23 protein-coding genes are annotated in these 23,653 nt (G+C 40.2%); 17 read left to right on the top strand and 6 right to left on the bottom strand.

Annotated features, from left to right (window positions below; translation table 11 throughout):
* Positions 1 to 38 precede the first annotated feature (38 nt).
* Both ispE and lolB read right to left on the bottom strand, forming a co-directional pair.
* Positions 39 to 893 carry a 4-(cytidine 5'-diphospho)-2-C-methyl-D-erythritol kinase gene (ispE, locus tag I6E78_RS02105; RefSeq protein WP_011327741.1) on the bottom strand — a complete coding sequence of 285 codons (855 nt, stop codon included), beginning with the start codon at positions 891 to 893 and terminating at the stop codon, positions 39 to 41.
* Between the two features lie 2 nt (positions 894 to 895).
* Complete coding sequence (gene lolB, locus I6E78_RS02100) at positions 896 to 1,489, bottom strand: lipoprotein insertase outer membrane protein LolB (RefSeq protein WP_197181860.1); 594 nt, start codon at positions 1,487 to 1,489, stop codon at positions 896 to 898.
* Between the two features lie 83 nt (positions 1,490 to 1,572).
* Between lolB and hemA the strand changes: the two genes are divergently transcribed.
* The 11 genes from hemA (at position 1,573) to rlmM (ending at position 11,456) form a co-directional block, all read left to right on the top strand.
* Positions 1,573 to 2,829 carry a glutamyl-tRNA reductase gene (gene hemA / locus I6E78_RS02095; RefSeq protein WP_041454381.1) on the top strand — a complete coding sequence of 419 codons (1,257 nt, stop codon included), beginning with the start codon at positions 1,573 to 1,575 and terminating at the stop codon, positions 2,827 to 2,829.
* Positions 2,830 to 2,835: 6 nt separating this feature from the next.
* A complete protein-coding gene (gene prfA / locus I6E78_RS02090; protein ID WP_011327744.1) occupies positions 2,836 to 3,921 on the top strand; it encodes a peptide chain release factor 1 in 1,086 nt (361 codons plus the stop codon).
* Between the two features lie 5 nt (positions 3,922 to 3,926).
* The gene (gene prmC / locus I6E78_RS02085) at positions 3,927 to 4,766 is read left to right on the top strand and encodes a peptide chain release factor N(5)-glutamine methyltransferase (protein WP_086997954.1); all 840 of its coding nucleotides are present in this window, start codon (positions 3,927 to 3,929) and stop codon (positions 4,764 to 4,766) included.
* Positions 4,767 to 4,849: 83 nt separating this feature from the next.
* Positions 4,850 to 5,224, top strand: a complete 375-nt coding sequence (locus I6E78_RS02080) for a SirB2 family protein (protein WP_011327746.1) — start codon at positions 4,850 to 4,852, stop codon at positions 5,222 to 5,224.
* 148 nt (positions 5,225 to 5,372) lie between these two features.
* The gene (locus I6E78_RS02075; RefSeq protein WP_011327747.1) at positions 5,373 to 6,203 is read left to right on the top strand and encodes a tetratricopeptide repeat protein; all 831 of its coding nucleotides are present in this window, start codon (positions 5,373 to 5,375) and stop codon (positions 6,201 to 6,203) included.
* A gap of 14 nt (positions 6,204 to 6,217) precedes the next feature.
* Positions 6,218 to 7,471, top strand: coding sequence for a DUF819 family protein (locus I6E78_RS02070; protein ID WP_011327748.1), 1,254 nt, complete (start codon positions 6,218 to 6,220; stop codon positions 7,469 to 7,471).
* A gap of 9 nt (positions 7,472 to 7,480) precedes the next feature.
* A complete protein-coding gene (gene kdsA, locus I6E78_RS02065; RefSeq protein WP_011327749.1) occupies positions 7,481 to 8,335 on the top strand; it encodes a 3-deoxy-8-phosphooctulonate synthase in 855 nt (284 codons plus the stop codon).
* 110 nt (positions 8,336 to 8,445) lie between these two features.
* On the top strand, positions 8,446 to 9,342 hold the full coding sequence (locus I6E78_RS02060) for a transcriptional regulator GcvA (RefSeq protein WP_011327750.1): 897 nt from the start codon (positions 8,446 to 8,448) through the stop codon (positions 9,340 to 9,342).
* A gap of 1 nt (position 9,343) precedes the next feature.
* A complete protein-coding gene (locus tag I6E78_RS02055) occupies positions 9,344 to 9,973 on the top strand; it encodes an alpha/beta family hydrolase (RefSeq protein WP_182683214.1) in 630 nt (209 codons plus the stop codon).
* Positions 9,974 to 9,992: 19 nt separating this feature from the next.
* Entirely contained in the window at positions 9,993 to 10,361 is a 369-nt protein-coding gene (locus I6E78_RS02050; RefSeq protein WP_041454382.1) for a DUF423 domain-containing protein, read from the top strand.
* A gap of 9 nt (positions 10,362 to 10,370) precedes the next feature.
* Entirely contained in the window at positions 10,371 to 11,456 is a 1,086-nt protein-coding gene (gene rlmM, locus I6E78_RS02045) for a 23S rRNA (cytidine(2498)-2'-O)-methyltransferase RlmM (protein ID WP_011327753.1), read from the top strand.
* Between the two features lie 72 nt (positions 11,457 to 11,528).
* On the opposite strand, the gene cysZ is transcribed toward rlmM, so the two are convergent.
* On the bottom strand, positions 11,529 to 12,242 hold the full coding sequence (gene cysZ, locus I6E78_RS02040; RefSeq protein ID WP_192532571.1) for a sulfate transporter CysZ: 714 nt from the start codon (positions 12,240 to 12,242) through the stop codon (positions 11,529 to 11,531).
* Positions 12,243 to 12,594: 352 nt separating this feature from the next.
* Between cysZ and I6E78_RS02035 the strand changes: the two genes are divergently transcribed.
* Positions 12,595 to 12,948: a YkgJ family cysteine cluster protein gene (locus I6E78_RS02035; protein ID WP_011327756.1), complete on the top strand. Its 354-nt coding sequence runs from the start codon at positions 12,595 to 12,597 to the stop codon at positions 12,946 to 12,948.
* Between the two features lie 569 nt (positions 12,949 to 13,517).
* Entirely contained in the window at positions 13,518 to 15,077 is a 1,560-nt protein-coding gene (locus I6E78_RS02030; protein ID WP_197181859.1) for a BCCT family transporter, read from the top strand.
* A 67-nt stretch (positions 15,078 to 15,144) separates the two neighbouring features.
* On the opposite strand, the gene I6E78_RS02025 is transcribed toward I6E78_RS02030, so the two are convergent.
* From I6E78_RS02025 to I6E78_RS02015, 3 genes are all read right to left on the bottom strand, one after another.
* Positions 15,145 to 15,882 (bottom strand): DUF3726 domain-containing protein, encoded by a 738-nt coding sequence (locus tag I6E78_RS02025; RefSeq protein ID WP_058372965.1) that lies wholly within the window; start codon positions 15,880 to 15,882, stop codon positions 15,145 to 15,147.
* Between the two features lie 11 nt (positions 15,883 to 15,893).
* On the bottom strand, positions 15,894 to 17,603 hold the full coding sequence (locus I6E78_RS02020) for a hypothetical protein (RefSeq protein WP_197181858.1): 1,710 nt from the start codon (positions 17,601 to 17,603) through the stop codon (positions 15,894 to 15,896).
* A gap of 395 nt (positions 17,604 to 17,998) precedes the next feature.
* On the bottom strand, positions 17,999 to 18,898 hold the full coding sequence (locus tag I6E78_RS02015) for a LysR family transcriptional regulator (protein ID WP_058372967.1): 900 nt from the start codon (positions 18,896 to 18,898) through the stop codon (positions 17,999 to 18,001).
* Between the two features lie 93 nt (positions 18,899 to 18,991).
* Here I6E78_RS02015 and I6E78_RS02010 point away from each other — a divergent pair, with 93 nt between their 5' ends.
* The 4 genes from I6E78_RS02010 to I6E78_RS01995 all read left to right on the top strand — a co-directional run bounded on the left by I6E78_RS02010 (position 18,992) and on the right by I6E78_RS01995 (position 23,616).
* Complete coding sequence (locus I6E78_RS02010; RefSeq protein WP_058374533.1) at positions 18,992 to 20,437, top strand: aldehyde dehydrogenase family protein; 1,446 nt, start codon at positions 18,992 to 18,994, stop codon at positions 20,435 to 20,437.
* 14 nt (positions 20,438 to 20,451) lie between these two features.
* Positions 20,452 to 21,444 carry a dipeptidase gene (locus tag I6E78_RS02005; RefSeq protein ID WP_058372968.1) on the top strand — a complete coding sequence of 331 codons (993 nt, stop codon included), beginning with the start codon at positions 20,452 to 20,454 and terminating at the stop codon, positions 21,442 to 21,444.
* An 87-nt stretch (positions 21,445 to 21,531) separates the two neighbouring features.
* Entirely contained in the window at positions 21,532 to 23,091 is a 1,560-nt protein-coding gene (locus I6E78_RS02000) for a BCCT family transporter (protein WP_197181857.1), read from the top strand.
* Between the two features lie 150 nt (positions 23,092 to 23,241).
* Entirely contained in the window at positions 23,242 to 23,616 is a 375-nt protein-coding gene (locus tag I6E78_RS01995; protein ID WP_058372970.1) for a RidA family protein, read from the top strand.
* The last annotated feature ends 37 nt before the right edge of the window (positions 23,617 to 23,653 follow it).

Here is a 23,653-nt window from a genome sequence, read left to right as displayed (position 1 = left end):
ACCACTGCGTGTTAACTTATGACTACTTGTACGTTACTTCAATCAAATATGGCGGCTAACTCCGTATGAGCGGGAGAAGTATTAACGCTTGATGCGATAAACCCCTGCCAAGTATGGGGGAGATTAGCAAGTACATCTTGTGCTTGAACTTGCGTAGCAAATTCTACAAAACAACATGAACCTGTTCCGGTCATCTTTGATGGAGCGTATTTTAGCAACCACTGCAGGGTTTTTTCAACCTCGGGACACAGCTTTTTCACTAAAGATTCGCAATCGTTAGTTAAAATATGCTGTTGCCAGTCTCCTGAAATTTTTGGCGTGTCGCGTTTTAGTTCAGGATGAGTAAATATTTTAGCAGTACTTACATGTTGATTAGGGAAGACCACACAATACCACTTTTGCTCAAGCATTACTTGTTCTAATTGCTCACCAATCCCATGCGCTATGGCGCTTTTACCATGTATGAATACGGGTACATCGGCACCTAGTTGTAAGCCTAAATGAGCTAATTCATCTAAACTGAGGGCTGTTTTCCACAACTTATTTAAGGCTAATAATGTGCTGGCAGCGTCTGATGATCCACCGCCAACACCGCCGCCCATTGGCAAACGTTTAATTAAATTTATTTTCACGCCTTGCTTTATTTTGCACTGTGTTTGCAATAATAAAGCCGCTTTATAGATAAGGTTGTCGGTTGTGGCTATGCCATTTGTGTCGCCGGTAACAATAATTGCAGGTAAATCGCTTAACTCAAAACTAAGTTCGTCGCCATAATTTAAAAACGTAAACAGGGTTTCTAGTTCATGGTAACCGTCATCTCGGCGGCCATTAATATGTAAAAAAAGATTGAGCTTTGCCGGCGCAATAAGTGAAAATGAAGTGATATTATTCATGGTTAATTAAACTGCCAATCGTAGAGTTGAATTTTAATTTTAATTTTAATTTTTTGATGGGTTAAGGTCAGTCTGCTGGGAAGCCAGTAGCCGCTTTTTTGCACAAAGCTAGCGTACTCAATTTGCCATTGTTTACCTGTACTATCAAACCATAATACGCTTTTAGCGCGGCCTAATTGATCAACCTTTAAAGTTTGGTCATCAATGGTGCCTTTTAACCAACTGTCGGCGTTATTTACCGGTAAAGCAAAACCGGTTAAACGTTTTAGTAATGCCGTTGCATTGGTGTCAAAATACTGCTCGCCATCATAGTTTAGTTCTGCCGTATTTGCAGTTTGTTTGAGTGACAATATACGTGTACCAATAAAAGTGGTGAGCACTAAATTATTGTTATTTTGGCTCTGTTGCCAGTTTAAGTTTGCAGATTGGCGCTCATCGGGGCTAATAAAAGCAAGTTTACCTTCTACTTGCCAAATACTTTGCTCGGCAAGATGTGTTTTCCAGTTTTCGTAAGTGGTTGTTTCTAAGTTTCTTTTTTGAGCGCAGCCGGCTAAAAACAAAAAAAACATAGCTAAAATAAAATATTGTCGAATCAAATGTTGCTCCTTACTTTCCATATTCCTGAGATTTTTGATAAAATTGCGGCCTTTAAAGTAGGGCTCATCAATATTTGGCAAATATGACCATAATCGCACTTGGTATTAATCACAAAACCGCTCCCGTAGAATTACGTGAAAAAGTGGCTTTTTCCCCTGAGCAAATTTCAGAGGCGCTACAGCAATTAAGTGGCCACGCCCATTTTAATGAGGCAGTGATTGTTTCCACCTGTAATCGAACTGAAGTGTATTGTAGCCTTGCACAGCAAAATTCCCAAACACTGTTGCAGTGGTTATCTAGTTTCCATGGTTTGGATGAACATGAACTGAGTAAAAACATTTACTGCCATGAAGGTAGTGATGCTATAAATCACTTAATGCGCGTAGCCTGTGGCCTAGATTCACTCGTACTGGGCGAGCCGCAAATTTTGGGGCAAATAAAGCAAGCGTATAACAGTGCTAAAACTCATAATGCTGTGGGCGTGACGTTTGATAGATTATTTCAAAAAACGTTTTCAGTTGCTAAGCAAGTACGTACTGAAACCAACATTGGTGCCAGTGCAGTGTCGGTTGCTTATGCGGCGGTTAATTTAGCTAAACATATTTATGGCAAGCTCGATAAAACCAATGTACTTCTCATTGGTGCCGGTGAAACAATTGAGCTAGTAGCCAAACATTTGTACCAAAATGAGCCGCAAAACATTACGGTTGCGAACAGAACCCTTGAGCGTGCACGTAGTTTAGCGGATCAAGTATCGGGTGATGTAATTGCACTTGCTCAGCTACCTGAGCGTTTACATAAAGCCGATATTGTTATTAGTTCTACCGCCAGCACACTGCCTATTATTGGTAAGGGTGTGGTGGAGCAAGCACTTAAACAGCGTCGTTATAAGCCTATGTTGTTTATTGATATTGCGGTTCCTCGCGATATTGAAAGCCAAGTGGGTGAACTTGACGATGCTTATTTATATTCTGTTGATGACTTACAAACCATTGTTAGCGAGAATATGAGTGCCCGAGAAGAAGCCGCTGAGCAGGCTGAAGTTATTATTACCGAGCGCACTAAAGAGTTTTTAATGTGGATACGCTCACTCGATTCGGTGGATTTAATTCGCCACTATCGAAACGATGTACAAACAATAAAGTCCGAACTTGTAGAGCGAGCAGTGAGTCAGCTCAATACAGGTAAAGATGCCGAAAAAGTTATTTTAGAGCTGGCCAATAAGTTAACCAATCGCTTAATGCACGCGCCTACCCGTGCTATTCAAGATGCAGCGAAAAAAGGTGAAGTGGCTCAGTTAAACCAATTGAAAAAAATGTTAGGTATTGATCAGGAATAGCAGTTAATGAAAGAATCCGTTTATCATAAGTTAGAAATCTTAGTTGAGCGTTATGAAGAAGTACAAGCGCTACTAAGCGACCCATCGGTCATTCGTGATCAAAACCGCTTTCGTGCACTTTCTAAAGAATACTCAGATTTAGAAGAGGTAGTAAAAACGTTTTTAAGCTACCAACAAGCGCAACAAGATGTAATAAGCGCAGAAGAAATGCTGAAAGATTCAGACCCAGATATACGTGAAATGGCACAAGAAGAATACAAAGAAGCTAAAGCACAAATACTGACCATAGAAGATGAAATTCAAGTATTAATGCTGCCAAAAGATCCTAAAGACAATAATAACGTGTATTTAGAAGTGCGAGCGGGCACTGGTGGCGACGAAGCGGCTATATTTGCCGGCGACTTATTTAGAATGTACAGCCGTTATGCCGAAACTAAAAAATGGAAAGTAGATGTGGTGACCACCAACGAAGGTGAGCACGGCGGCTATAAAGAAATAATTGCTAATATTAGTGGTGAAGGCGTTTTTGGTCAGCTGAAATTTGAATCTGGCGTGCATCGTGTACAACGTGTACCAGAAACCGAATCGCAAGGTCGAGTTCATACCTCTGCGTGTACGGTTGCGGTAATGGCTGAAGTACCAGAAGCTGAGGCAATTGAAATTAATTCGGCCGATCTTAAAGTTGATACGTTTCGTGCATCAGGCGCGGGTGGTCAGCACGTAAATAAAACCGATTCTGCTATTCGTATTACCCATATACCTACCGGTGTGGTTGTAGAGTGTCAGGATCAGCGCTCGCAACATAAAAACCGTGCTAAAGCTATGTCGGTACTTGCAGCGCGTTTGCAACAAGCTGAAGACGAAAAGCGCGATGCAGCAGAAGCCTCTGAGCGTCGTAACTTAGTTGGCAGTGGCGATCGCTCTGAGCGTATTCGTACTTATAACTATCCACAAGGTCGTATTACCGATCACCGTATTAACTTAACCCTATATCGCTTAAACGAAGTGGTAGCTGGTGATTTAAGCTGTATTGTAGAGCCATTAATGCAAGAGCATCAGGCCGACTTACTAGCGGCCATGGGCGACGAGTAATAATAGTGACCCAAACCCTCGAACAAGCAATTGCTGCAGGCGCTAATTTATTAGCACCTAGCAGCGAAAGCGCTAAATTAGACGCGCAAGTTTTACTACTGCATATATTGCAAAAACCTCACAGTTATCTTTTTACTTGGCCAGAAAGCACGCTTAGTACAGAGCAACAGCAGCAATTTGATACATTTTGCCAAAGGCGTTTAAATGGCGAGCCAGTTGCACATATTACAGGGCAACGTGAATTTTGGAGTTTATCGCTAGAGGTTAATGCCACCACTTTAATACCGCGTCCAGATACCGAAACCTTAGTAGAGCAAGCGCTTGAAATGGCGGTGCCAAGTAATGCAAAGGTGCTCGATTTAGGCACAGGGACTGGCGCAATCGCGTTAGCACTGGGGAGCGAAATGCCCACTTGGCAAATTACCGCAGTAGATAGAGTAGCTGATGCTGTTGCACTTGCTACACGTAACCAGCAGCGATTAGCCATTAATAATGTGCAAGTAAAGCAAAGTAATTGGTTTAGCGCGCTTAATGGCGAAAAGTTTCATTTAATTGTATCTAATCCGCCGTATATAGAAACAACCGATATACACCTCAAGCAAGGTGATGTGCGCTTTGAACCGCTCTCAGCACTTGTTGCAGATGATGATGGACTGGCTGATATAAAACAAATAATTACCCAATCACGTGACTATCTTCACGCTAAAGGTTATCTTTTGATCGAACATGGTTTTGAGCAAAGTGGTGCGGTTAGCCAATTTTTTGCACAAATGGGGTTTATAAATATTAAAACAGTGAAAGACTTAGGCAATAACGATCGCGTTACACTTGCACAGTGCTCTTAAACTAAATTACAGCAGTGTAATATTTGCACTGCTTATTCGTTTTTAAAAATAAAAACATTTAACTAAACAGAAGTATTAAAACTATGGATTATTTAGCAGTTAAACATTCACACATGGCTATTGCGATGTTGAGTGTAATTTTATTTTATGTACGCTCATTTTCACGCATGGGTAGTGGTAAGTTGGCAAAAAATAAACTGGTGTTTATTGGCAGCCACGGCATAGACACTTTGTTACTTGTTTCAGCATTAATGCTAATGGGGATCGCTAAAATTAATCCGTTTGAGCAATATTGGTTACTAGAAAAGATAGTGCTAGTGGTTATTTATATTGCCGTTGGTATTGTTAGCTCAAAACAAACAAAAACAGCACCAAAAGTAGCATATACCATTTTTAACACTTTGGTTATTTTAGCTATCGGTTATTTAGCAACCGCTAAGTCGGCACTGCTTTTATAAGTAATAATTAGCCCAATTGAGCTTTGTATAATTGTGTACAAAGCTCAACTATTTCTAAACATAAGTTCACATTCAAGCCCCTCTACATTGGTATCTAGCTTAAAAAGTAGTAAACTACGCCTTCGTTTTCTAAAATGTTGTAGTATGAATGACCACCCTCGGGTTTGATGAACACGATGATTCTTATTTTGATGAAGCTTATGATGATTTTTTGCCACCGGCGATTTATCGTTGTATTCAAGCCGAATCTAAATGGGACCCTCAGATTGACTTAACGCCTAGCTATGAAATTTTAACTTCCTTTGAACAGGAAATAGATGCTTTGTGTCTGCAAACATCTGACGAGCATGTGCGTTTAGATAAGCTATTAGATCGCTTTTATAGTGAATGGCTATTTAGTGCTTCTAGCTTAAAAGTGCCAGAGTACAAATTAAATTGCATAAGCTATACATTAACTATGCGCAGTGGTTCACCAACAACACTTGCTATTTTACTCAGCCATTTTTTACAACATGCCAAACTAGACGCTTGCGTAAGTATTACCCAAGGTGATATTGGTATACATGTAGCTATGAGTGATGAAGAAGGCTATACCATTGAGCCAAGCAGCGGGCAACAAAGCTGGTATATCATTCCTGAAAACGTTGATGAAGATAATGCCCAAGAGCAAGAGCCACTTGAGCTTATTTTTGACGACGAAGTATATAAATTATTTTTAGCCCAGCAAAAGTGGTCGTTTATTAGCGAAAATAAATTTGGTCATGCGTTAAACTGCGTCGAAATGCTGATGGATATAATTGGTGACGACCCTTATGAGCGACGCGACAGAGGGTATTTACTCAATCAATTAGGTTGCCCTAAAATGGCACGTGACGATTTACAGTTTTTTGTAGATGAATGCCCAGACGATCCTGCAATAGAGATTATTCAACACCAAATAGAAGAACTAGAAGACAATAATAATAAAACTCACCATTAAAAATAGGAATAACTATGGTTGAAGCCCAAACTGCATTAATTACTAACGATGCTGTGGTACTTGGTTTACTGGCTATTATTTTAGGGTTTGTGTTTAAAACCTCTAACAGCCAGCACCCAGGTTTTAAAGCATTTTATAAATATGTACCCGCTTTACTGTTATGTTACTTTTTGCCCTCATTACTTAATACCTTTGGTATTGTTGATGGTAATAAATCAAACGTATATTACGTAGCGTCACGCTACTTATTGCCAGCGTGTTTAATACTGCTGACTATAAGTATTGATTTAAAAGCCATTATAAACTTAGGCCCCAAAGCACTCATTATGTTTTTAACCGGTACTACTGGTATTGTTATTGGTGGCCCTTTAGCTATTTTAATTATGAGCGCAGTGTACCCAGAAGCAATTGGCGGACATGGCCCCGATGCCGTATGGCGCGGTATGACCACAGTAGCAGGTAGCTGGATTGGTGGCGGTGCTAATCAAGCATCAATGAAAGAAATGTTTGAAGTTGGCGGTGATATATTTTCGGCCATGGTGACGGTAGATGTCATTGTTGCTAACTTATGGATGGCCGTTTTATTATTAATGGCAGCGAATCATAAAGCCATTGATGCAAGAACAGGTGCCGATACCAGCGCCATTGAAGATCTTAAAAACCGGGTTGAAAAATATCATGCTGAGCATGCGCGCATGCCAACGCTTAACGATTATATGATGATTATTGCCATTGCCTTTGGTATTACCGGCTTGGCACATTTTTGTGCTGACTTTTTAGGCCCTTACTTTGGTGCTAATTTCCCATGGGCACAAGAGTACAGCTTAAACAGTAAGTTTTTTTGGTTAATCGTGATCTCAACCACTATTGGTATTAGTTTATCGTTTACTAAAGTACGCCATATAGAATCGTTTGGCGCGTCGAAAGTTGCTTCTACATTTTTGTATATTTTGGTTGCATCAATCGGCTTACACATGAATATAACGGCGATTTTTGAAACACCAATGTATTTTGTAATTGGCATTATATGGATGCTTACCCATGCGAGCTTAATGTTAATTGTAGCTAAACTAATTAAAGCACCGTTATTTTATATGGCGGTAGGCTCACAAGCCAACGTAGGCGGCGCGGCATCTGCACCCGTTGTTGCCGCTGCATTTCACCCGTCGCTTGCTCCTGTAGGTGTATTATTAGCGGTACTTGGCTATGGCGTAGGTACTTATATGGCTTATATTTGTGGATTAATGATGCAAGCAGTTGCACCATAAGGAATAAAAATGAACAACCAAATTATTAAAATTAATGACATAGAACTTGCAAACAACAAACCGTTTGTATTGTTTGGCGGTATTAATGTATTAGAGTCTCGTGATTTAGCCATGCGTGTTGCAGAGCATTACGTAGAAGTAACCACTAAATTAAATATCCCTTATGTATTTAAAGCGTCGTTTGATAAAGCTAATCGCTCATCAATCAACTCTTACCGCGGCCCGGGTTTAGACGAGGGTTTAAAAATATTTGAAGAAATTAAAAAAACATTTAATATTCCGTTAATTACCGACGTACACGAACCACATCAAGCAGCACCTGTTGCTGAAGTAGTTGACGTTATTCAGTTACCGGCATTTTTAGCCCGCCAAACAGATTTGGTTGTTGCTATGGCAAAAACCGGCGCAATTATAAACGTAAAAAAACCACAGTTTTTAGCCCCACACGAAATGCGCCATATTATTACTAAATTTAACGAAGCAGGTAATAACAACGTGGCACTGTGTGAGCGTGGTTCAAGCTTTGGATATAATAACTTAGTGGTTGATATGCTCGGCATGGACGACATGAAAGTAATGGCACCTGTTATTTTTGATGCTACCCATGCACTACAACGCCCAGGTGGCCGTGCAGATTCGGCTGATGGTCGTCGCGCCCAAGCAGCAGAGCTTGCTCGCAGTGGTATGGCACTTGGTATTGCGGGCTTATTTATAGAAGCACACCCCAATCCAAATGAAGCAAAATGCGATGGCCCATGTGCACTAGCATTGAGTAAATTAGAAGGCTACTTAACACAAATGAAAGCCGTAGATGATTTAATTAAAAGCTTTGCACCGCTTGATACCAGTGCCAGCGATTTATAATTTATAACCTATATATTAGGTAATATTTAAAAAGCGACTAAGGTCGCTTTTTTTACACCTTAAATATATAATTCCATGCATAAGAAAAACTAATTCAAAGCGTGGTTATCATGTCAAGACGGGTCCCTCCATTAAACGCGCTTAAAGCCTTTGAAGCAGCAGCACGTCATTTAAGTTTTACCAAAGCTGCAGAAGAGCTATATGTAACGCAAGCCGCTGTAAGTCATCAAATAAAAACATTAGAAGAACATTTGGGCTTAAAGCTATTTATACGCAGAAACCGCTCGCTATTATTAACCGAAGAAGGGCAGGGTTACTTTCTCGATATAAAAGAAATATTTACCCAACTAATAGACGCCACCGAAAAATTACTAGCACGAGGTGCAAAAGGCTCTTTAACGGTAAGCTTAACGCCAAGCTTTGCGATTCAGTGGTTAGTACCCAGATTAAGTTTATTTAATGAGTTACACCCAGAAATAGACGTGCGAATAAAAGCGCAAGATCTAGACGAAAACTCTTTAACCGACGATGTCGACGTTGCTATTTATTATGGCCGGGGGCATTGGAGTGGGGTGCAAACTTTTAAGTTACATACCGAGTATTTAGTGCCGCTATGTAGCCCGCTATTATTAAATGGCATTAAGCCACTTAATCAACCCAGTGATTTAGCGCACCATACTTTATTGCACGACACCACGCGTAAAAATTGGAAAACATGGATGAAAACCGCCGGTGTACGTAATGTACAAGTTAACCAAGGGCCTATTTTTAGTCACTCATCTATGGTGTTACAAGCCGCAGTGCATGGTCAAGGTGTGGCTATAGGCAATAGTGTACTCGCTAAGCCCGATATTGACGCCGGACGATTAGTGATCCCGTTTAATCATAGTTTAGAGAGTAAAAACGCTTATTATTTAGTGCTGCGCGAGTCGCAAACTGAAATGGGTAAAATAGTGTCATTTAAAGAATGGATGCTGAGCTTAGTAGAGCAAGAACAAGAGTATTAATATGATTGAATGGTTTAAAAGTACACAGCAGCCAGCTATAGCACAGTTTATTTTTGCCCATGGTGCAGGAGCCGGTAGCGACCATGAGTTTATGCAAAATATGGCACAACTCATTAGTGAGCAAGGGATTGATGTTGGTTTATTTGATTTTGAATATATGCAAATAGCGAAACAAACCAATAAACGCCGCCCACCCGATCGCGCGCCTAAATTGCTTAGCTACTATGAGCAAATACTTAGCCATGCACAGCCAGGGTTGCCGTTATTTATTGGTGGCAAATCTATGGGGGGACGAATGGCGTCAATGCTTGCCTGTACTAGCGAGCATGCTATTTTAGGTGTATTAGCGTTTGGCTATCCGTTTCATCCGCCAGGCAAGCCTGAAAAGCTACGCACCGATCACTTTGCTGATATAGGCTGCCCATTTTTGGTATTACAAGGTGAGCGCGATACGTTTGGTACTCGTGAGGAGCTAGCTACTATGTTAATGCCCAAGCAACCAGAATATTGCTGGCTACCCGATGGCGACCATTCACTAAAACCGCGTAAAAAAAGTGGCGTTAGTGAGGCGCAAAATCGAGCAACTGCAGTACAAAGTGCTGTGCGCTTTATAAAATGCATTGTTAAATAAGTATTCGAGAGAGTAATAAATGATTAAATTATTTTTAATGACCGGGAGCTTTTTTTGTATGCTGTCGGTAATGCTAGGGGCGTTTGCCGCCCACGGTTTAAAAAGCCGACTGTCGGAGTACTCATTAGGTGTGTTTAAAACCGCAGCTGAGTACCAAATGGTGCATGGATTAGCGCTTATAGCTGTGGCGGTGTTAATTAAGTGGGGTATTAACCTCAATTGGGCTGGCGGTTTTTTTATTGCGGGCACACTGCTTTTTAGTGGCAGTTTATACTTACTTGCCATAACAGGTATGAAGTGGCTAGGCCCAATAACCCCATTGGGTGGTTTATGCTTTATTATTGGTTGGATTGTTATTTTAGTGCAAGTTGCACGATTTAAGTTTTAAAGGGTTAATATGTCTAGTGTTGTAATTTACTGTCGTAGTGGGTTTGAAAACGATGCCGCTGCTGAAATAACGTTCCACGCTGCCGAGCAAGGTTTTGCCGGTTATGTTAAAGCAAAGCCAAATACCGGTTATGTTATTTATGAGTGTTTTGACGCGCAGCATGGCGACGAAATAATTAAAAAAGTTGATTTTAAAAACATGGTGTTTGCTCGTCAATGGTTTGCTGGTACGCTGATCGAAAACATGCCAGTAGAAGATCGTGTAGGGGCGGTTGTAGAGGCTGCTAAAGATTTTACCTTGTGCTCTGAGCTACGTGTAGAAACCCCCGATACCAACGAAGGCAAAGAGCTTTTAACCTTTTGTAAAAAAATATCAACGCCCCTTAAAAAAGCCCTCGAAAAACGTAATATTGTACTGCGCGAGCCAAAAGCAAACCGCCCAGTAATGCATGTACTGTTTTTAACTAACAACACCGCTTATGTGGGTTACTCGTATAGCTTTAATAACTCGCCATTTTTTATGGGTATTTTACGTTTACGTATGCCAAGTGATGCGCCAAGCCGCTCTACTTTAAAATTAGATGAAGCATTTAATGTGTTTATTCCAGAACAACAACGCGAGTCACGCGTTGCAGCCGGAATGCGCAGTGTTGACTTAGGGGCGTGTCCAGGTGGCTGGACTTATCAGTTAGTGCGCCGTGGTATGTTTGTAAGCGCGATAGATAATGGCCCAATGAACGACGATTTAATGCAAACAGGGCAGGTAAAACATTTTAGGGCCGATGGCTTTAAATATCGCCCAGAAAAACGCAACATTACTTGGTTAGTATGTGACATGGTAGAAAAGCCAACTAAAGTAACCAGCCTAATGATTGACTGGGCAGTAAATGCATATGCTAAAGAGCTTATTTTTAACTTAAAGCTGCCAATGAAAAAACGCTTTGATAGTGTTTACGAGTGCTTAAGCATGATCAGAGCTGAACTAGAAAAATACGGTATAAGCTATGAGTTACAAGCTAAGCATTTATATCATGATCGCGAGGAAGTGACCGTGCACTTAAATGTGACCAAAGTGCCACAAAGCTTGTATAGCTAATGATGAATTAGTAAATAACCAGAGTTAAGGTTAAATCAAAAATGGGTCAAGTGACCCATTTTTTATTTCATATTATTGATTTCGGTATTGGCTGCGAAAGTTATCAACCCATAATTTGGTGCCACCACAAACAGCAACAGGCATTACAATTAAATTTACCAACGGAATGGCTGTTAGCAACATTACTGCAAAACCAAACCCGTACGATAAACCTTGCTTGCTTTGTAAATCGTTTTTCATTTGCTTAAAGCTGATTTTATGATTATCGAACGCGTAATCTTGGTATTGCACGGCAAACATCCAACACGAAAAAAGCACCCACAGTATTTGCCCTATAACCGGCAACACCCATAACAATATAAAAAAGCCAATGGCGCGGGGAAGGTAATAGCAAAGTTTTGTCCACTCTCGGCCAAGCATGCGTGGCACATCTTTTAATAACTCAGCAAAGCCATCATCATTAATTTTTTGACCTGTTAAATGCAACTCAACTTTTTCACTGAGTAAACCATTAAAAGGTGCGGCAATAAAGTTTGTGATTACAGTAAATAACATACTGTAGCTAAACAGCACTATTAACAGGGCAATGGGCCACATTAACCACTCAAGCCAGCTTAACCACTCGGGTAGCATATTATTTATGTAGCTAAAACTGTCGCTTAACCAGCCAAATAAAAAAAACAACGAGCTACCAAAAAGTAAAATATTAATTAACAACGGAATAAACACAAAACGCTTTAATCCCTTTTGAGTAATTAATTTAAAACCCGAAAAAAAATACTCCATACCTTGTATGATCTGCACAACTACCTCAAAAAATATTTTTCATTTGCACTAGTATAAATAGCTGAGTAATTTTAAACAGTATTTTTAGGTAACAAAGTGTTTAAGTAAAATAATAACAACGGCCAGCTTACTACTTTGTTCATCCTGCTTAATAAATAATATTTAGTTTATAAGCTGTGTATATTAGCGCTATGGCGTAACTAAATGCTAACTTAGCTTGATTTTTGGGCAGTGCAAAGCGTACTATAGCTGATCTAGCCACTCTAGGCTTAGGCATCGCTTTGATGCGTTGTGGAGAAATTAGTAAAGTTGCCGCGTCAGTGCGTTGCAAAAATAAAGGGTATAAATAGTGATGTACAAAAATCAGGAAGTAATTTTACGATTACGCGCTAATATTCCAGCGTTTGAATGCGTAAAAGGATGCCACGACTGCTGCGGGCCAGTAACAACGTCTTCAGAGGAAATGTCGCGCTTACCGGTAAAAACAGATGCTGAGCATGAAGCGGCGTTAAACGAGTTCAATTGTGTACATCTTGGTCCCAATGGCTGCACTGTATATGACGAGCGTCCATTAATTTGTCGCTTATTTGGTACTACGCCAAGAATGCCTTGCCCGAATGATCGTCGACCAGACGAACCTGTTGACCCTAAAATTGAGCGTGAAGTACATCACTTTATAGCAAACACGCGTCAAGTATTAGTGTAAGTATCGGTATTTATTAAAGTAATAGAGCGCTTATTAAGCGCTTTTTTTATGTATGTTATACGCGTTGCTAATAATTTAAAAACCATCAATAAGTTTATTCCAAACACTCTCTTAGTTATTTTACAAAAATACTATCAATACATATTAAATTTATTACGAGATTGATTATGCATTTGACTATTAATAAACTTAGCCTTATGTACCTTTTTTTATCGCAGTACTTTCGCATCTCTTTATTTATATTACCATTTCTGTTTGCCTAGCCCCTTCAAAATTGTTGTTTTATATTTGTTTATTATTAAAAATAGCTGTAAGCAAGGCTTTGCTATTGTGTAAATTCACTATTAATAATTAGAGTACCGTTGGATTAGGTTGCTGAAAAGGGTAAAATATTCACAAATTGGCAGTTAAGATATTTGTTATGGCATTTTCTAAACTCGAAATAAAGCAAGATCGAAAGATAATTTAACCTTTTGATTAGCGTCGCTTCATTGTGTAATTTCGTATTTAGGGTGGGTGTTGTGGTATGTCGCTATGTCGGTAACTAAAAATCCATCAGGAGACGATAAATGAGTACCACTGGAGTAACAAAACAACATAAGGATGAGCATTCATCTACAATAAAGTATTTGGCAGGGGTTGATATACCGGTATTTTTAATCAGTGGTGGCATCCTTGTGCTATTTGCTGTGCTAGCACTTTATGATATTGATTTGATGTCGGGTTGGATCAATACCGCCTTTGCTTTTTCTACTAAAACGTTTGGTGCCTTTTGGCAAATATTATTGCTTTCGACCTTTATAATTGGGTTGTTTTTAGCCTTTGGACGTACCGGGAAAGTGGTATTAGGTGGCTTAAAAAAGCCAGAGATTACTACCTTTAAGTGGATCAGCATTATTATGTGTACACTCCTTGCTGGTGGCGGGGTGTTTTGGGCTGCTGCTGAGCCAATGGCACATTTTATTTCGCCGCCACCAATTTTTGGTGGTGAATCAGGCACTAAAGAGGCTGCATTTAATGCTTTAGCGCAAAGCTTTATGCATTGGGGATTTTTAGCCTGGGCTATTTTAGGCAGCCTTACAGGCATAGTGTATATGCATTTACATTATGAAAAAGGTTTACCGCTTAAGCCGCGTACTTTGTTGTATCCGGTATTTGGCGATCGCGTAATGAAAGGCGCATTTGGTGCTATTGTCGATTCGTGTTGTGTTATAGCTGTAGTAGCAGGCACGGTAGGCCCTATTGGCTTTTTAGGCTTGCAAGTAAGTTTTGGTTTAGAAAAATTATTCGGTATTCCAGATACTTACACCACTCAAGTGGCCATTTTATTTAGTTTAATTGCAATTTATACTCTATCTGCTGTTAGTGGTGTTACTAAAGGAATTCAATTACTCAGTCGCTTTAATGTAATTTTAGCCGTTGCGTTAATGCTGTTTATTTTGCTGATGGGGCCTACAGCCTTTATTTTTGATAGCTATATTCATTCGTTTGGGCTTTATATTAATAACTTTATTCCTATGGCCACCTTTCGTGCCGATACCGCTTGGTTAGACTGGTGGACAGTATTCTTTTGGGGCTGGTTTTTAGGTTACGGACCTTTAATGGCTATGTTTGTTGCACGAATTTCGCGCGGCCGTACTATTCGTGAAATGATCACGCTTATCTCAATAATTGCTCCTGTTATTACTTGTTTTTGGTTTACGATAGTGGGTGGTTCAGGAATATTTTTTGAGTTAGCAAACCCGGGTGTTATTTCAGAACCCTTTGCGGGCTTAAATTTACCCGCTGCGCTGTTGGCCATTACTGAGCAGCTGCCTATGGGCTTTGTTATATCGGTGTTGTTTTTAATTTTAACCACAATATTTGTAGCAACCACGGGTGACTCTATGACCTACTCGGTATCTATGGTAATGACAGGTAACGATCATCCGCAAACACCCATTAGAGTGTTTTGGGGCATTATGATGGGAGTTATGGCAGCAATATTAATTTCGATAGGTTCTGGTGGTATTTCTGCACTGCAATCGTTTATTGTAGTAACCGCCGTACCAGTGTCTTTTGTGTTGTTACCATCACTTTGGACGGCCCCACAAATTGCGAAAAAAATGGCTACTGAGCAAGGTTTATAAGCAATAGACGTTAAAGCTAAATAAAGGATTGATTGCCCAACGAGAGGCAATCAATCTTATTTACAGGTTAGCGCCCCCCTGCATCGAGTCTAGAGCGATCGGTGTTTTCTACCAAGACTCCCGCACCGAGATAATTTATTTTTAGCCAAATATCTTCGTCAATTTCGATCCCATGATTAACTGAGTGATTTTTGTTTTTTTCAATTTTTTCAGCGCTAATCATATGACTGTCATCACTTTGAAGTGAAGTAGTTAAATCGACCCTTGAACTACAAATAATGGTTAACGCTTGCTTGTCATCATCAGTGGTTATTAAGTTGGTTACACCGCTGCTATAGCTAGGATAACGTCTACCCGAAAGAATAGCTGCAGTATGTTCGGTAATTATATCGCTGCCATTTTTCCAATAAGCCGCAGTACTGATCCCTCTGCGACCTCGGTCGGTCAATGCTTTTAGTACAAACATTCTGTTATGACAGTTATGCACAGTTACGGTTGCAATACCTGTTTCGAGTGCTTTTGCATGGGCCAGATCTACTGCTGCAGCAATACAATTTAGTGCACTACGATTGTGCGCATCAATAATTGCAGAAGTGCTATCTTCATAAATTACATTACTTAGCGGCTTGTCAGCATCATCACAAAGGTATGGCAGCGCCTGGCGTAATTCTTTTAAGCCATTTAAACCATGTTTTTCTAACCACAACACCATGTTTGCAGCATCTTCATAGTTACCAACAAAATAGCCACTAGCTTCAAAACACCTACGTAGCGAGGCTTTAAGTTCATTCATAGAAATATTCACAAAGAATCTCCTTATTGTTTTGGTGTTAATGGCATAAACCAGTCATCAATAAATGGTTTACCAATGTCTTCAAGTAATGGTGCGCCTTGAAACATGGTATTTCTTACCCATAATCGAGATCGAGGATCAAATTTACTCACGCCAAAAAAAGCAAGTTTACAGCGCAGTAAATGTATAGGTAACACATCGCGATCGAGTAAGTTGGCCTGGATATCACCATATACACTGCGGTTCATGCTTTGAATACGCCTTACAATACCGCGTAACTTAGGGTGAGCTACCATAAAGCGCGCAGTAATGTGCTCCGGGTTGTTTACTATATATTCAACCAGCATGTTATAGCATTTGCGCACCGCGTAACCTACGGCAAGCGCCATCGCTTTCTTTTTACCTTCTACGTCGGCAATACTACCGAGGCGAGGTTCCATTTTCTCTTCTGAGCGATACCAATAAGTTTCTTTAGCGCCCTCAGCGTCAAAGTCTATAGCCAGCGCCCAATCATAACGTTGTTCAATAACTGCTTTTAACTGCTGTAATGGCATAAGTGGATCTAAATCTAAAAACTCATCGGAACAGTGAAAGTCTTCAAGCTCATCAACTAAATCCGGATAAATTTCTAACATAATAGAAACTAACATTTCCTGACCTTGTAAAGAGCAGTGTTGTTCACTATAAGCAATTAACTCATCCCAACTATTAAAGCCGCCAGTAACCAGTGCTTTAAGTTTTTGCATGTCTTGGACGACAATTTTGTTTAGAGCTGTTTGCGATGCATCTTCAGTAATGGTTTCATGTGTGTACTGAACGGCACGGGTTATTAACTCAACCGTTAATTGTTGAGTATATGCAGTAATTGCACCCAGTGCTCTGATACGAGCTAGTGCGAGTTCTCGCATAGATATCCACTGGTTTATGAGTAGTGGATGATTTACTAAATAGGGTGCCATGCCTAGCCCGGTAGAATTACCAATGCCAAAATAACGTTTAATATCATGGTGCATAGGGGTAAATGTGGCAGCATTACGGTGGCGGGCAATATGCTCTACTTGCAGTAAACTAAAGTTACGTAGCATAAAACAAACAAACATCTCACTGGCAAATGGGCGTGCAAAGTCAGGAAATTTTTGTTGAACTTTTTCCCAATCAGCCATACCCAATTTACCACTGCCATAAACAGCAGTAGTGCGATACAAATAGCCTACTTCTGCTATTTTTGCTACTTCGGGTTGCTTACCGCTGGCTAGTTGCTCAACCACATAATCAAAGTTACGGGCACTGCGGTTAGCACGCGATAACACAAAAACCCGCGAGTCAACGCGTCCGGCTTCTTGTTTTGGTACATTTTGCTGTAACTGGACAACATATTCTGGGGTCACTTGGCCTTCAACTAACGCCATAGTTAAATCCCACTTTGTAGCAATTACGCGATCATTACGCTCTTCTGACAGTAGCTGTTCAGAAAAAAGTACAAAACTAAAGAATCCATCGGGTGCTTGTACTTCATAAACAACCGTCCCAAATCCTTGTTCATTTAGATCTAAAGTGGCAAGTTCAATTTTCCAACGCTCGCGAAAAATTCGACGTACCAAAGTGCGCATAAAGCTTAGGCGGCTTTGATGTAAAGAGCCTAACCTTTCTAGTTTCATAACTTGACTGGCAGGGCGCAGTGGCAGTGCGTTGTCGCCCCAAAGTGAAGCGTGAATATCGGCATGTTTAGTCATGTTAATGATCTCATATTATACCGTTTGAGTACGTTTGATTGATCACACGTTGCGCGTAACTGGGATTAAGTGTTAACCAATTTAAATGGTATAAATAATGTGTACTCAAAGTGGTGCTATTTTACTGGTGGCGCCATTTTTGACCAATAGCTGGAATTAGCACAAGTCAAAAAAGTCTATCTATCGATAAGTAAAACTTATTGTTGCGGACTGTTTTTTGATTCTATTGAAGTATTTATATATTAAAATTGTTTTAAATGTAACTTAATAACGTTAGTTAGCGTGTTTCTTGTTGTTTGTTTTGTTAAGTTGAATTTAGTGATCATCTAGTTAAAAAGTTAATCACTATCGCAAAGCATATTAGGTTTGTAACTCATTATACGTGCTCTGGGGCACTATTGTTGCTCAGCCCCGTGCTTTAAAATAAAGTCAGTTAACGCTTGTGCCGCTGGGGCAAGTGACTTGTTTTTAAGTTGTACTATGCCTATTTCGCGCACCACATGCGGGGTTTTTAATGGAATAAAACACAAGGTGTTGTTGTGTTGCGGAAAAGCAAAACGCGGTAATGTGGTTATACCCATTCCAGTTTCTAGCATGGCTATAAGCGATAGCATGTTTGAAATATAAAACTGCGAGTTTTCGAGTAGCGGCTCAGCAGCTGTTTTTTTAAGTAAGCGCGAAGTGCCATTACTTATAAATCGCTGTTGTTGTAGATCCTGCCAGTGTAGTTCTTGCACGTGTGTAAGAGGGTTATCTTTATGACAAACAACACCTATTTCATCCTGCCATATAGGGGTAAACAGTACATTATCGTGTTCATGACCAGGTGTAAGACTGGCAATTCCTAAATCAACTTGTTGTTTTTCGACTTTTTTTAATACTGTTTCAGAATTATCATCATAAAGACTAATGTGTAACTCAGGAAGATCTGCCACAAATTTAGATAATAAGTTAGGCAGTAATCTACAGCCGATGGAGGGCACAGATGCAAGGCGTAAATGGCCCGTTTTATTTTGGCGCATTAATACCATATCTTGAGAAATACTGTCGTGATGGGCAATCAGCTCTTTTGCTTTGGGCAAAAAGTTTCTACCAAATGGTGTAAGCTCAGTCATAGTACTTTTCGTACTTCGCTTTTCAAAAACATCGGCACCTAATTTATTTTCAAGGTCACGAATCGATAAAGAGATTGCCGGCTGTGTACGACATGCCTTTTGCGCAGCGTAATGAAATCCTTTTAATTCAGCAACCCAGACGAAATGTCGTAGCTGGGTAATTTTAAATTCAGGTAGCACGATAAGTTTTCCTTATCAAAATATATTAATTATTAATTTTAGTTATTAGAGCATGGTTCTTATACTGAATCCAATTATTTAATGGAGGTATTTATGTCATCAAATTCAGTGTTTCAAAATTACATCGCAGGTCAGTGGGTTGAAGGTAAAAGTTCAATTGAGAATATTAGCCCAGCAGACTTAAGCGATACGATAGGACATTACGCCCAAGCAGATAAAGCACAAACAGAAGCAGCAATTGATGCTGCGATTGTAGGTCAACTCGAATGGCAAAAAAGTGGTCTTGAAGAGCGCTATCGCGTTTTAATGGCCATTGGTGATGAGTTAATTGCCCGTAAAGATGAGCTTGGCAAACTACTAGCACGTGAAGAAGGCAAAACATTAGCAGAAGGCGTGGGCGAAACTTATCGTTCAGGTCAATTTTTTCATTACTACGCTGCAGAAGTGTTACGCCAAATGGGCGAAACGGCCGATTCAGTACGTCCAGGAGTTGAAATTGAAACCCGCAGAGAACCTGTTGGTGTTGTGGGTATTATTACTCCATGGAATTTTCCTACGGCTACTGGCGCATGGAAAATTGCTCCGGCACTGGCCTTTGGTAATGCCATTGTATTTAAACCCGCTAACCAAGTACCAGCAAGTGCATGGGCATTAACCGAAATCATCTCACGTCAAGGTTTACCAGCAGGTACGTTTAACTTAGTTATGGGGCCTGGCGCTGAAGTAGGTGATTTACTTATTAATTCTAAAAAAATTAATGCGTTAACATTTACAGGTTCACTGGAAACAGGCCGTAAAGTGGCTATAGCTACAGCAACAAACCTAGTTAAATGTCAGCTTGAAATGGGCAGTAAAAATGCCTTAATCGTACTAGACGATGCCGATTTAGATAATGCAGTGGAATGCGCTGTGGGTGGTGCATTTTTTGGTACTGGTCAAAAATGTACTGCATCATCGCGCTTAATTGTTACCGAAGGTATCCATGACCGTTTTGTTGCTGCTGTAATTAAAAGAATGGAACAGCTAGTAGTGGGTCACCCACTTAGAGATGGTGTGCATATTGGTGCTGTCGCCGATGCACGTCAAATGGCACAAAACTTAAAGTATCTACAAATAGCTAAAGACGAAGGCGCTACGCTTGCCATCGGTGGTGAAGTGATCACTGAGGAAACCGAAGGTTATTACTTAAAGCCTGCTCTGTTTATTAATACTACTAACGATATGACCATTAACCGCGAAGAAGCGTTTGCGCCAATTGCTTGTGTTATCAAAGTTAAAGATTATGAAACAGCCTTAGCCACATTAAACGATACAAACTATGGTCTTACAGGCGGAATTTGTACGCAATCACTTAAATATGCGAGTGACTTTAAACGCCGCGCACAAACAGGCTGTGTCATGGTTAACTTGCCAACAGCGGGTACTGACTACCATGTACCATTTGGTGGTCGTAAAGAGTCTAGCTTTGGTGCACGTGAGCAAGGTACTTACGCGAAAGAGTTTTACACCATAGTTAAAACAACTTACATCCGCTCATAATCTAAGGAATCATTATGCATAACGATCTAATTGTCATTGATGGATTGCAGTATTCCAATTGGAATAGGACTATTTTTGAACAACTTAAAAGTGGTGGCGTAACAATGGTGCATGTGACCATTGTTTACCACGAACAAATTCGTGAAACATTATTACGTATCGCACAGTGGAATCGCCTGTTCGAGATGCATAATGATCTGATTATGCCAGTAAAAAGTACAGATGATATTCACCTTGCCAAAAAGTTAGGCAAAGTGGGGATTATGTTTGGTGCACAAAACTGTTCAACCATTGAAGATGACATTGGTATGGTGGAAATCATGCGCGAGTTAAATTTAATGATTATGCAGCTCACTTATAACAACCAAAGCTTGTTAGCTTGTGGTTGTTATGAGGCTGAAGATAGCGGTGTTACCCGTTTTGGCCGCCAAGTTATTAAAGAAATGAACCGCGTAGGCATGATTGTTGATATGAGCCATAGTGGTGAGCGAAGCACGCTGGAAGCAATTGAAATATCGCAGCGTCCTATCGTCATTTCGCATGCTAATCCAAGTAGTTTTCATGCCGCTAAACGTAATAAATCAGACACTGTACTAAAAGCACTTGGTGAGTCGGGCGGTTTATTAGGGTTTAGTTTATATCCATTTCATCTTAAAAATGGCCCCGATTGCACTTTAAACGAATTTTGCGACATGGTGGCAAATACGGCCGATTTAATGGGTATAGATAATATTGGTATTGGTACCGATTTATGCCAAGAGCAGCCAACCTCAATTTTACAGTGGATGCGAAACGGACGTTGGTCTAAAGAAATGGATTATGGCGAAGGCTCTAAGTCGGATGCAGATTGGCCCAAACCGTTACCTTGGTTTAAAGATAGTAGCGATTTTCCCAATATTACAAAAGGGCTTCAGGCACGAGGTTTTCATGATAATGAAGTTGCAAAAATAATGGGCTTAAATTGGCTTAATCTTTTAAATAAAGGCCTGAAACCACAAGACGTATAAATTAATTTGTTATTAAGGAGTGATATCAAAAAGTAATACAACATATTGATAAACTATAACTAAAAGAGATCCATCAGGAGACGAGAAATGAATACCACCAGTACAACGATAAAACAGGATATGGGTACATTACCCTGCAATAAAATTCTGCCTGGGGTAGATATAGCGGTACTATTGATCAGTGGGGGAGTACTCGTGTTGTTTGCTGCACTAGCGCTTTACGATATTGACTTGATGTCGAGTTGGATCAATACCGCCTTTGCATTTTCTACTAAAACTTTTGGCGCATTTTGGCAAATACTACTGCTTTCGACTTTTGTTATCGGTATATTTTTAGCGATCGGTCGCACGGGTAGGGTTGTTTTAGGTGGGTTAAAGTCTCCTGAAATTTCGACGTTTAAATGGATCAGCATCATTATGTGTACGCTGCTTGCTGGTGGAGGCGTATTTTGGGCTGCCGCTGAGCCAATGGCGCACTTTATTTCATCGCCGCCGCATTTTGGTGGCGAGTCGGGCACTAAAAACGCGGCTTTTAATGCATTAGCACAAAGCTTTATGCATTGGGGGTTTTTAGCCTGGGCTATTTTAGGCAGCCTAACTGGCATAGTGTACATGCATTTACATTACGAAAAAGGCTTACCGCTTAAACCACGTACTTTACTTTACCCTGTGTTTGGCGACCGTGTAATGAAAGGCGCTTTTGGTGCTATTGTTGACTCATGTTGTGTACTTGCGGTTGTTGCCGGTACTGTAGGACCAATTGGCTTTTTAGGACTACAAGTGAGCTTTGGTTTAGAAAAACTATTTGGCATTCCCGATACCTATACAACTCAAGTGGTTATTTTATTTAGCTTAATTGCTATTTACACGCTATCGGCAGTCAGTGGTGTGACCAAAGGGATTCAGATGCTAAGTAGCTTTAATGTTATTTTAGCGGTAGCGCTAATGTTATTTATTTTAGTAATGGGGCCAACGGCATTTATTTTCGACAGCTATATTCAATCATTTGGTCTTTATATTAATAACTTTATTCCTATGGCGACCTTTCGCGCCGATACCGCCTGGTTGGATTGGTGGACGGTATTTTTTTGGGGCTGGTTTTTAGGCTATGGTCCATTAATGGCGATGTTTGTTGCACGTATTTCACGCGGTCGCACTATTCGTGAAATGATCATGCTGATCTCTGTAATTGCCCCTGTTATCACCTGTTTTTGGTTTACGATAGTAGGTGGTTCAGGAATATTTTTCGAGCTGGCTAATCCCGGTGTCATTTCAGAACCTTTTACTGGTTTTAACTTACCTGCAGCGCTATTAGCCATTACTGAGCAGCTGCCTATGGGTTTTGTTATCTCAGTATTATTTTTAATATTAACCACTATTTTTGTGGCAACCACTGGTGATTCGATGACCTATTCAGTCTCTATGGTAATGACTGGAACTGATCACCCGCAAACATCAATCAGGGTGTTTTGGGGAGTTATGATGGGGGTTATGGCTGCTATTTTAATCTCTATTGGCTCTGGAGGTATTTCTGCTTTGCAATCGTTTATTGTAGTAACCGCAGTGCCAGTGTCTTTTGTACTGTTACCTTCGCTTTGGACCGCGCCGAAAATAGCTAAAAAAATGGCTGATGAGCAAGGTTTGTAAACGTTAAAATTAAGGATAAAAGGGCTATGGCTATAGCCTTTTCATTTACTGCATTTTAATAGAATTAATTTTAAAGTCCCAAATTTTTCCAACAGTTTGGGCAAAACAACCAACCATAATGTTACTTATCCAATTAGAGCTGAAACTAAAATGAAAACACCTGTTAAAACTAATTTATTCGCATCTAAAGCCCCATTAGAATGGGCAATTATTGCCAATGGCACATTATCAACTGCACAAATACCAATTGATGCAGAAGGCAAAGTTGTTGCCGGTGGTATTGAAGCACAAGCGCGTCAAACAATGGAGAACTTTAAGCACACAATTGAAGCAGCTTCGCTTACTATGGATGATGTAACGCAAGTCCTTATTTACGTGACCGAACGTTCGCAGTTGGCCACTTTTAATAAAGTGTACGCAGAGTATTTTAAGCCACCTTATCCAAATCGTGCTGCTATGATAGTAGCAGGCTTAGCCCGAGAAGAGATGCTGTGTGAAGTAGTGGCTTACGCTGCAGTACCTTAATTATTAAAGTTAAGTACCTCGTTTTTGCGCCCAAAAG

The organism is Pseudoalteromonas sp. NZS127 (assembly GCF_015864805.1).
GTDB lineage: Bacteria > Pseudomonadota > Gammaproteobacteria > Enterobacterales > Alteromonadaceae > Pseudoalteromonas > Pseudoalteromonas nigrifaciens.
This window is presented reverse-complemented; position numbering and strand designations above follow the sequence as displayed.

What these genes read in the sequence shown, in the direction of transcription:
- I6E78_RS02060 (WP_011327750.1), top strand. Translation starts at nt 8,446, where the DNA reads ATGTCAAGACGGGTCCCTCCATTAAACGCGCTTAAAGCCTTTGAAGCA.
- rlmM (WP_011327753.1), top strand. Translation starts at nt 10,371, where the DNA reads ATGTCTAGTGTTGTAATTTACTGTCGTAGTGGGTTTGAAAACGATGCC.
- I6E78_RS02070 (WP_011327748.1), top strand. Translation starts at nt 6,218, where the DNA reads ATGGTTGAAGCCCAAACTGCATTAATTACTAACGATGCTGTGGTACTT.
- I6E78_RS02075 (WP_011327747.1), top strand. Translation starts at nt 5,373, where the DNA reads ATGACCACCCTCGGGTTTGATGAACACGATGATTCTTATTTTGATGAA.
- hemA (WP_041454381.1), top strand. Translation starts at nt 1,573, where the DNA reads ATGACCATAATCGCACTTGGTATTAATCACAAAACCGCTCCCGTAGAA.
- I6E78_RS02005 (WP_058372968.1), top strand. Translation starts at nt 20,452, where the DNA reads ATGCATAACGATCTAATTGTCATTGATGGATTGCAGTATTCCAATTGG.
- I6E78_RS02000 (WP_197181857.1), top strand. Translation starts at nt 21,532, where the DNA reads ATGAATACCACCAGTACAACGATAAAACAGGATATGGGTACATTACCC.
- I6E78_RS02080 (WP_011327746.1), top strand. Translation starts at nt 4,850, where the DNA reads ATGGATTATTTAGCAGTTAAACATTCACACATGGCTATTGCGATGTTG.
- I6E78_RS02030 (WP_197181859.1), top strand. Translation starts at nt 13,518, where the DNA reads ATGAGTACCACTGGAGTAACAAAACAACATAAGGATGAGCATTCATCT.
- kdsA (WP_011327749.1), top strand. Translation starts at nt 7,481, where the DNA reads ATGAACAACCAAATTATTAAAATTAATGACATAGAACTTGCAAACAAC.
- I6E78_RS02020 (WP_197181858.1), bottom strand. Translation starts at nt 17,603, where the DNA reads ATGACTAAACATGCCGATATTCACGCTTCACTTTGGGGCGACAACGCA.
- cysZ (WP_192532571.1), bottom strand. Translation starts at nt 12,242, where the DNA reads ATGGAGTATTTTTTTTCGGGTTTTAAATTAATTACTCAAAAGGGATTA.
- I6E78_RS02055 (WP_182683214.1), top strand. Translation starts at nt 9,344, where the DNA reads ATGATTGAATGGTTTAAAAGTACACAGCAGCCAGCTATAGCACAGTTT.
- I6E78_RS01995 (WP_058372970.1), top strand. Translation starts at nt 23,242, where the DNA reads ATGAAAACACCTGTTAAAACTAATTTATTCGCATCTAAAGCCCCATTA.
- I6E78_RS02035 (WP_011327756.1), top strand. Translation starts at nt 12,595, where the DNA reads ATGTACAAAAATCAGGAAGTAATTTTACGATTACGCGCTAATATTCCA.
- I6E78_RS02010 (WP_058374533.1), top strand. Translation starts at nt 18,992, where the DNA reads ATGTCATCAAATTCAGTGTTTCAAAATTACATCGCAGGTCAGTGGGTT.
- prfA (WP_011327744.1), top strand. Translation starts at nt 2,836, where the DNA reads ATGAAAGAATCCGTTTATCATAAGTTAGAAATCTTAGTTGAGCGTTAT.
- I6E78_RS02050 (WP_041454382.1), top strand. Translation starts at nt 9,993, where the DNA reads ATGATTAAATTATTTTTAATGACCGGGAGCTTTTTTTGTATGCTGTCG.
- ispE (WP_011327741.1), bottom strand. Translation starts at nt 893, where the DNA reads ATGAATAATATCACTTCATTTTCACTTATTGCGCCGGCAAAGCTCAAT.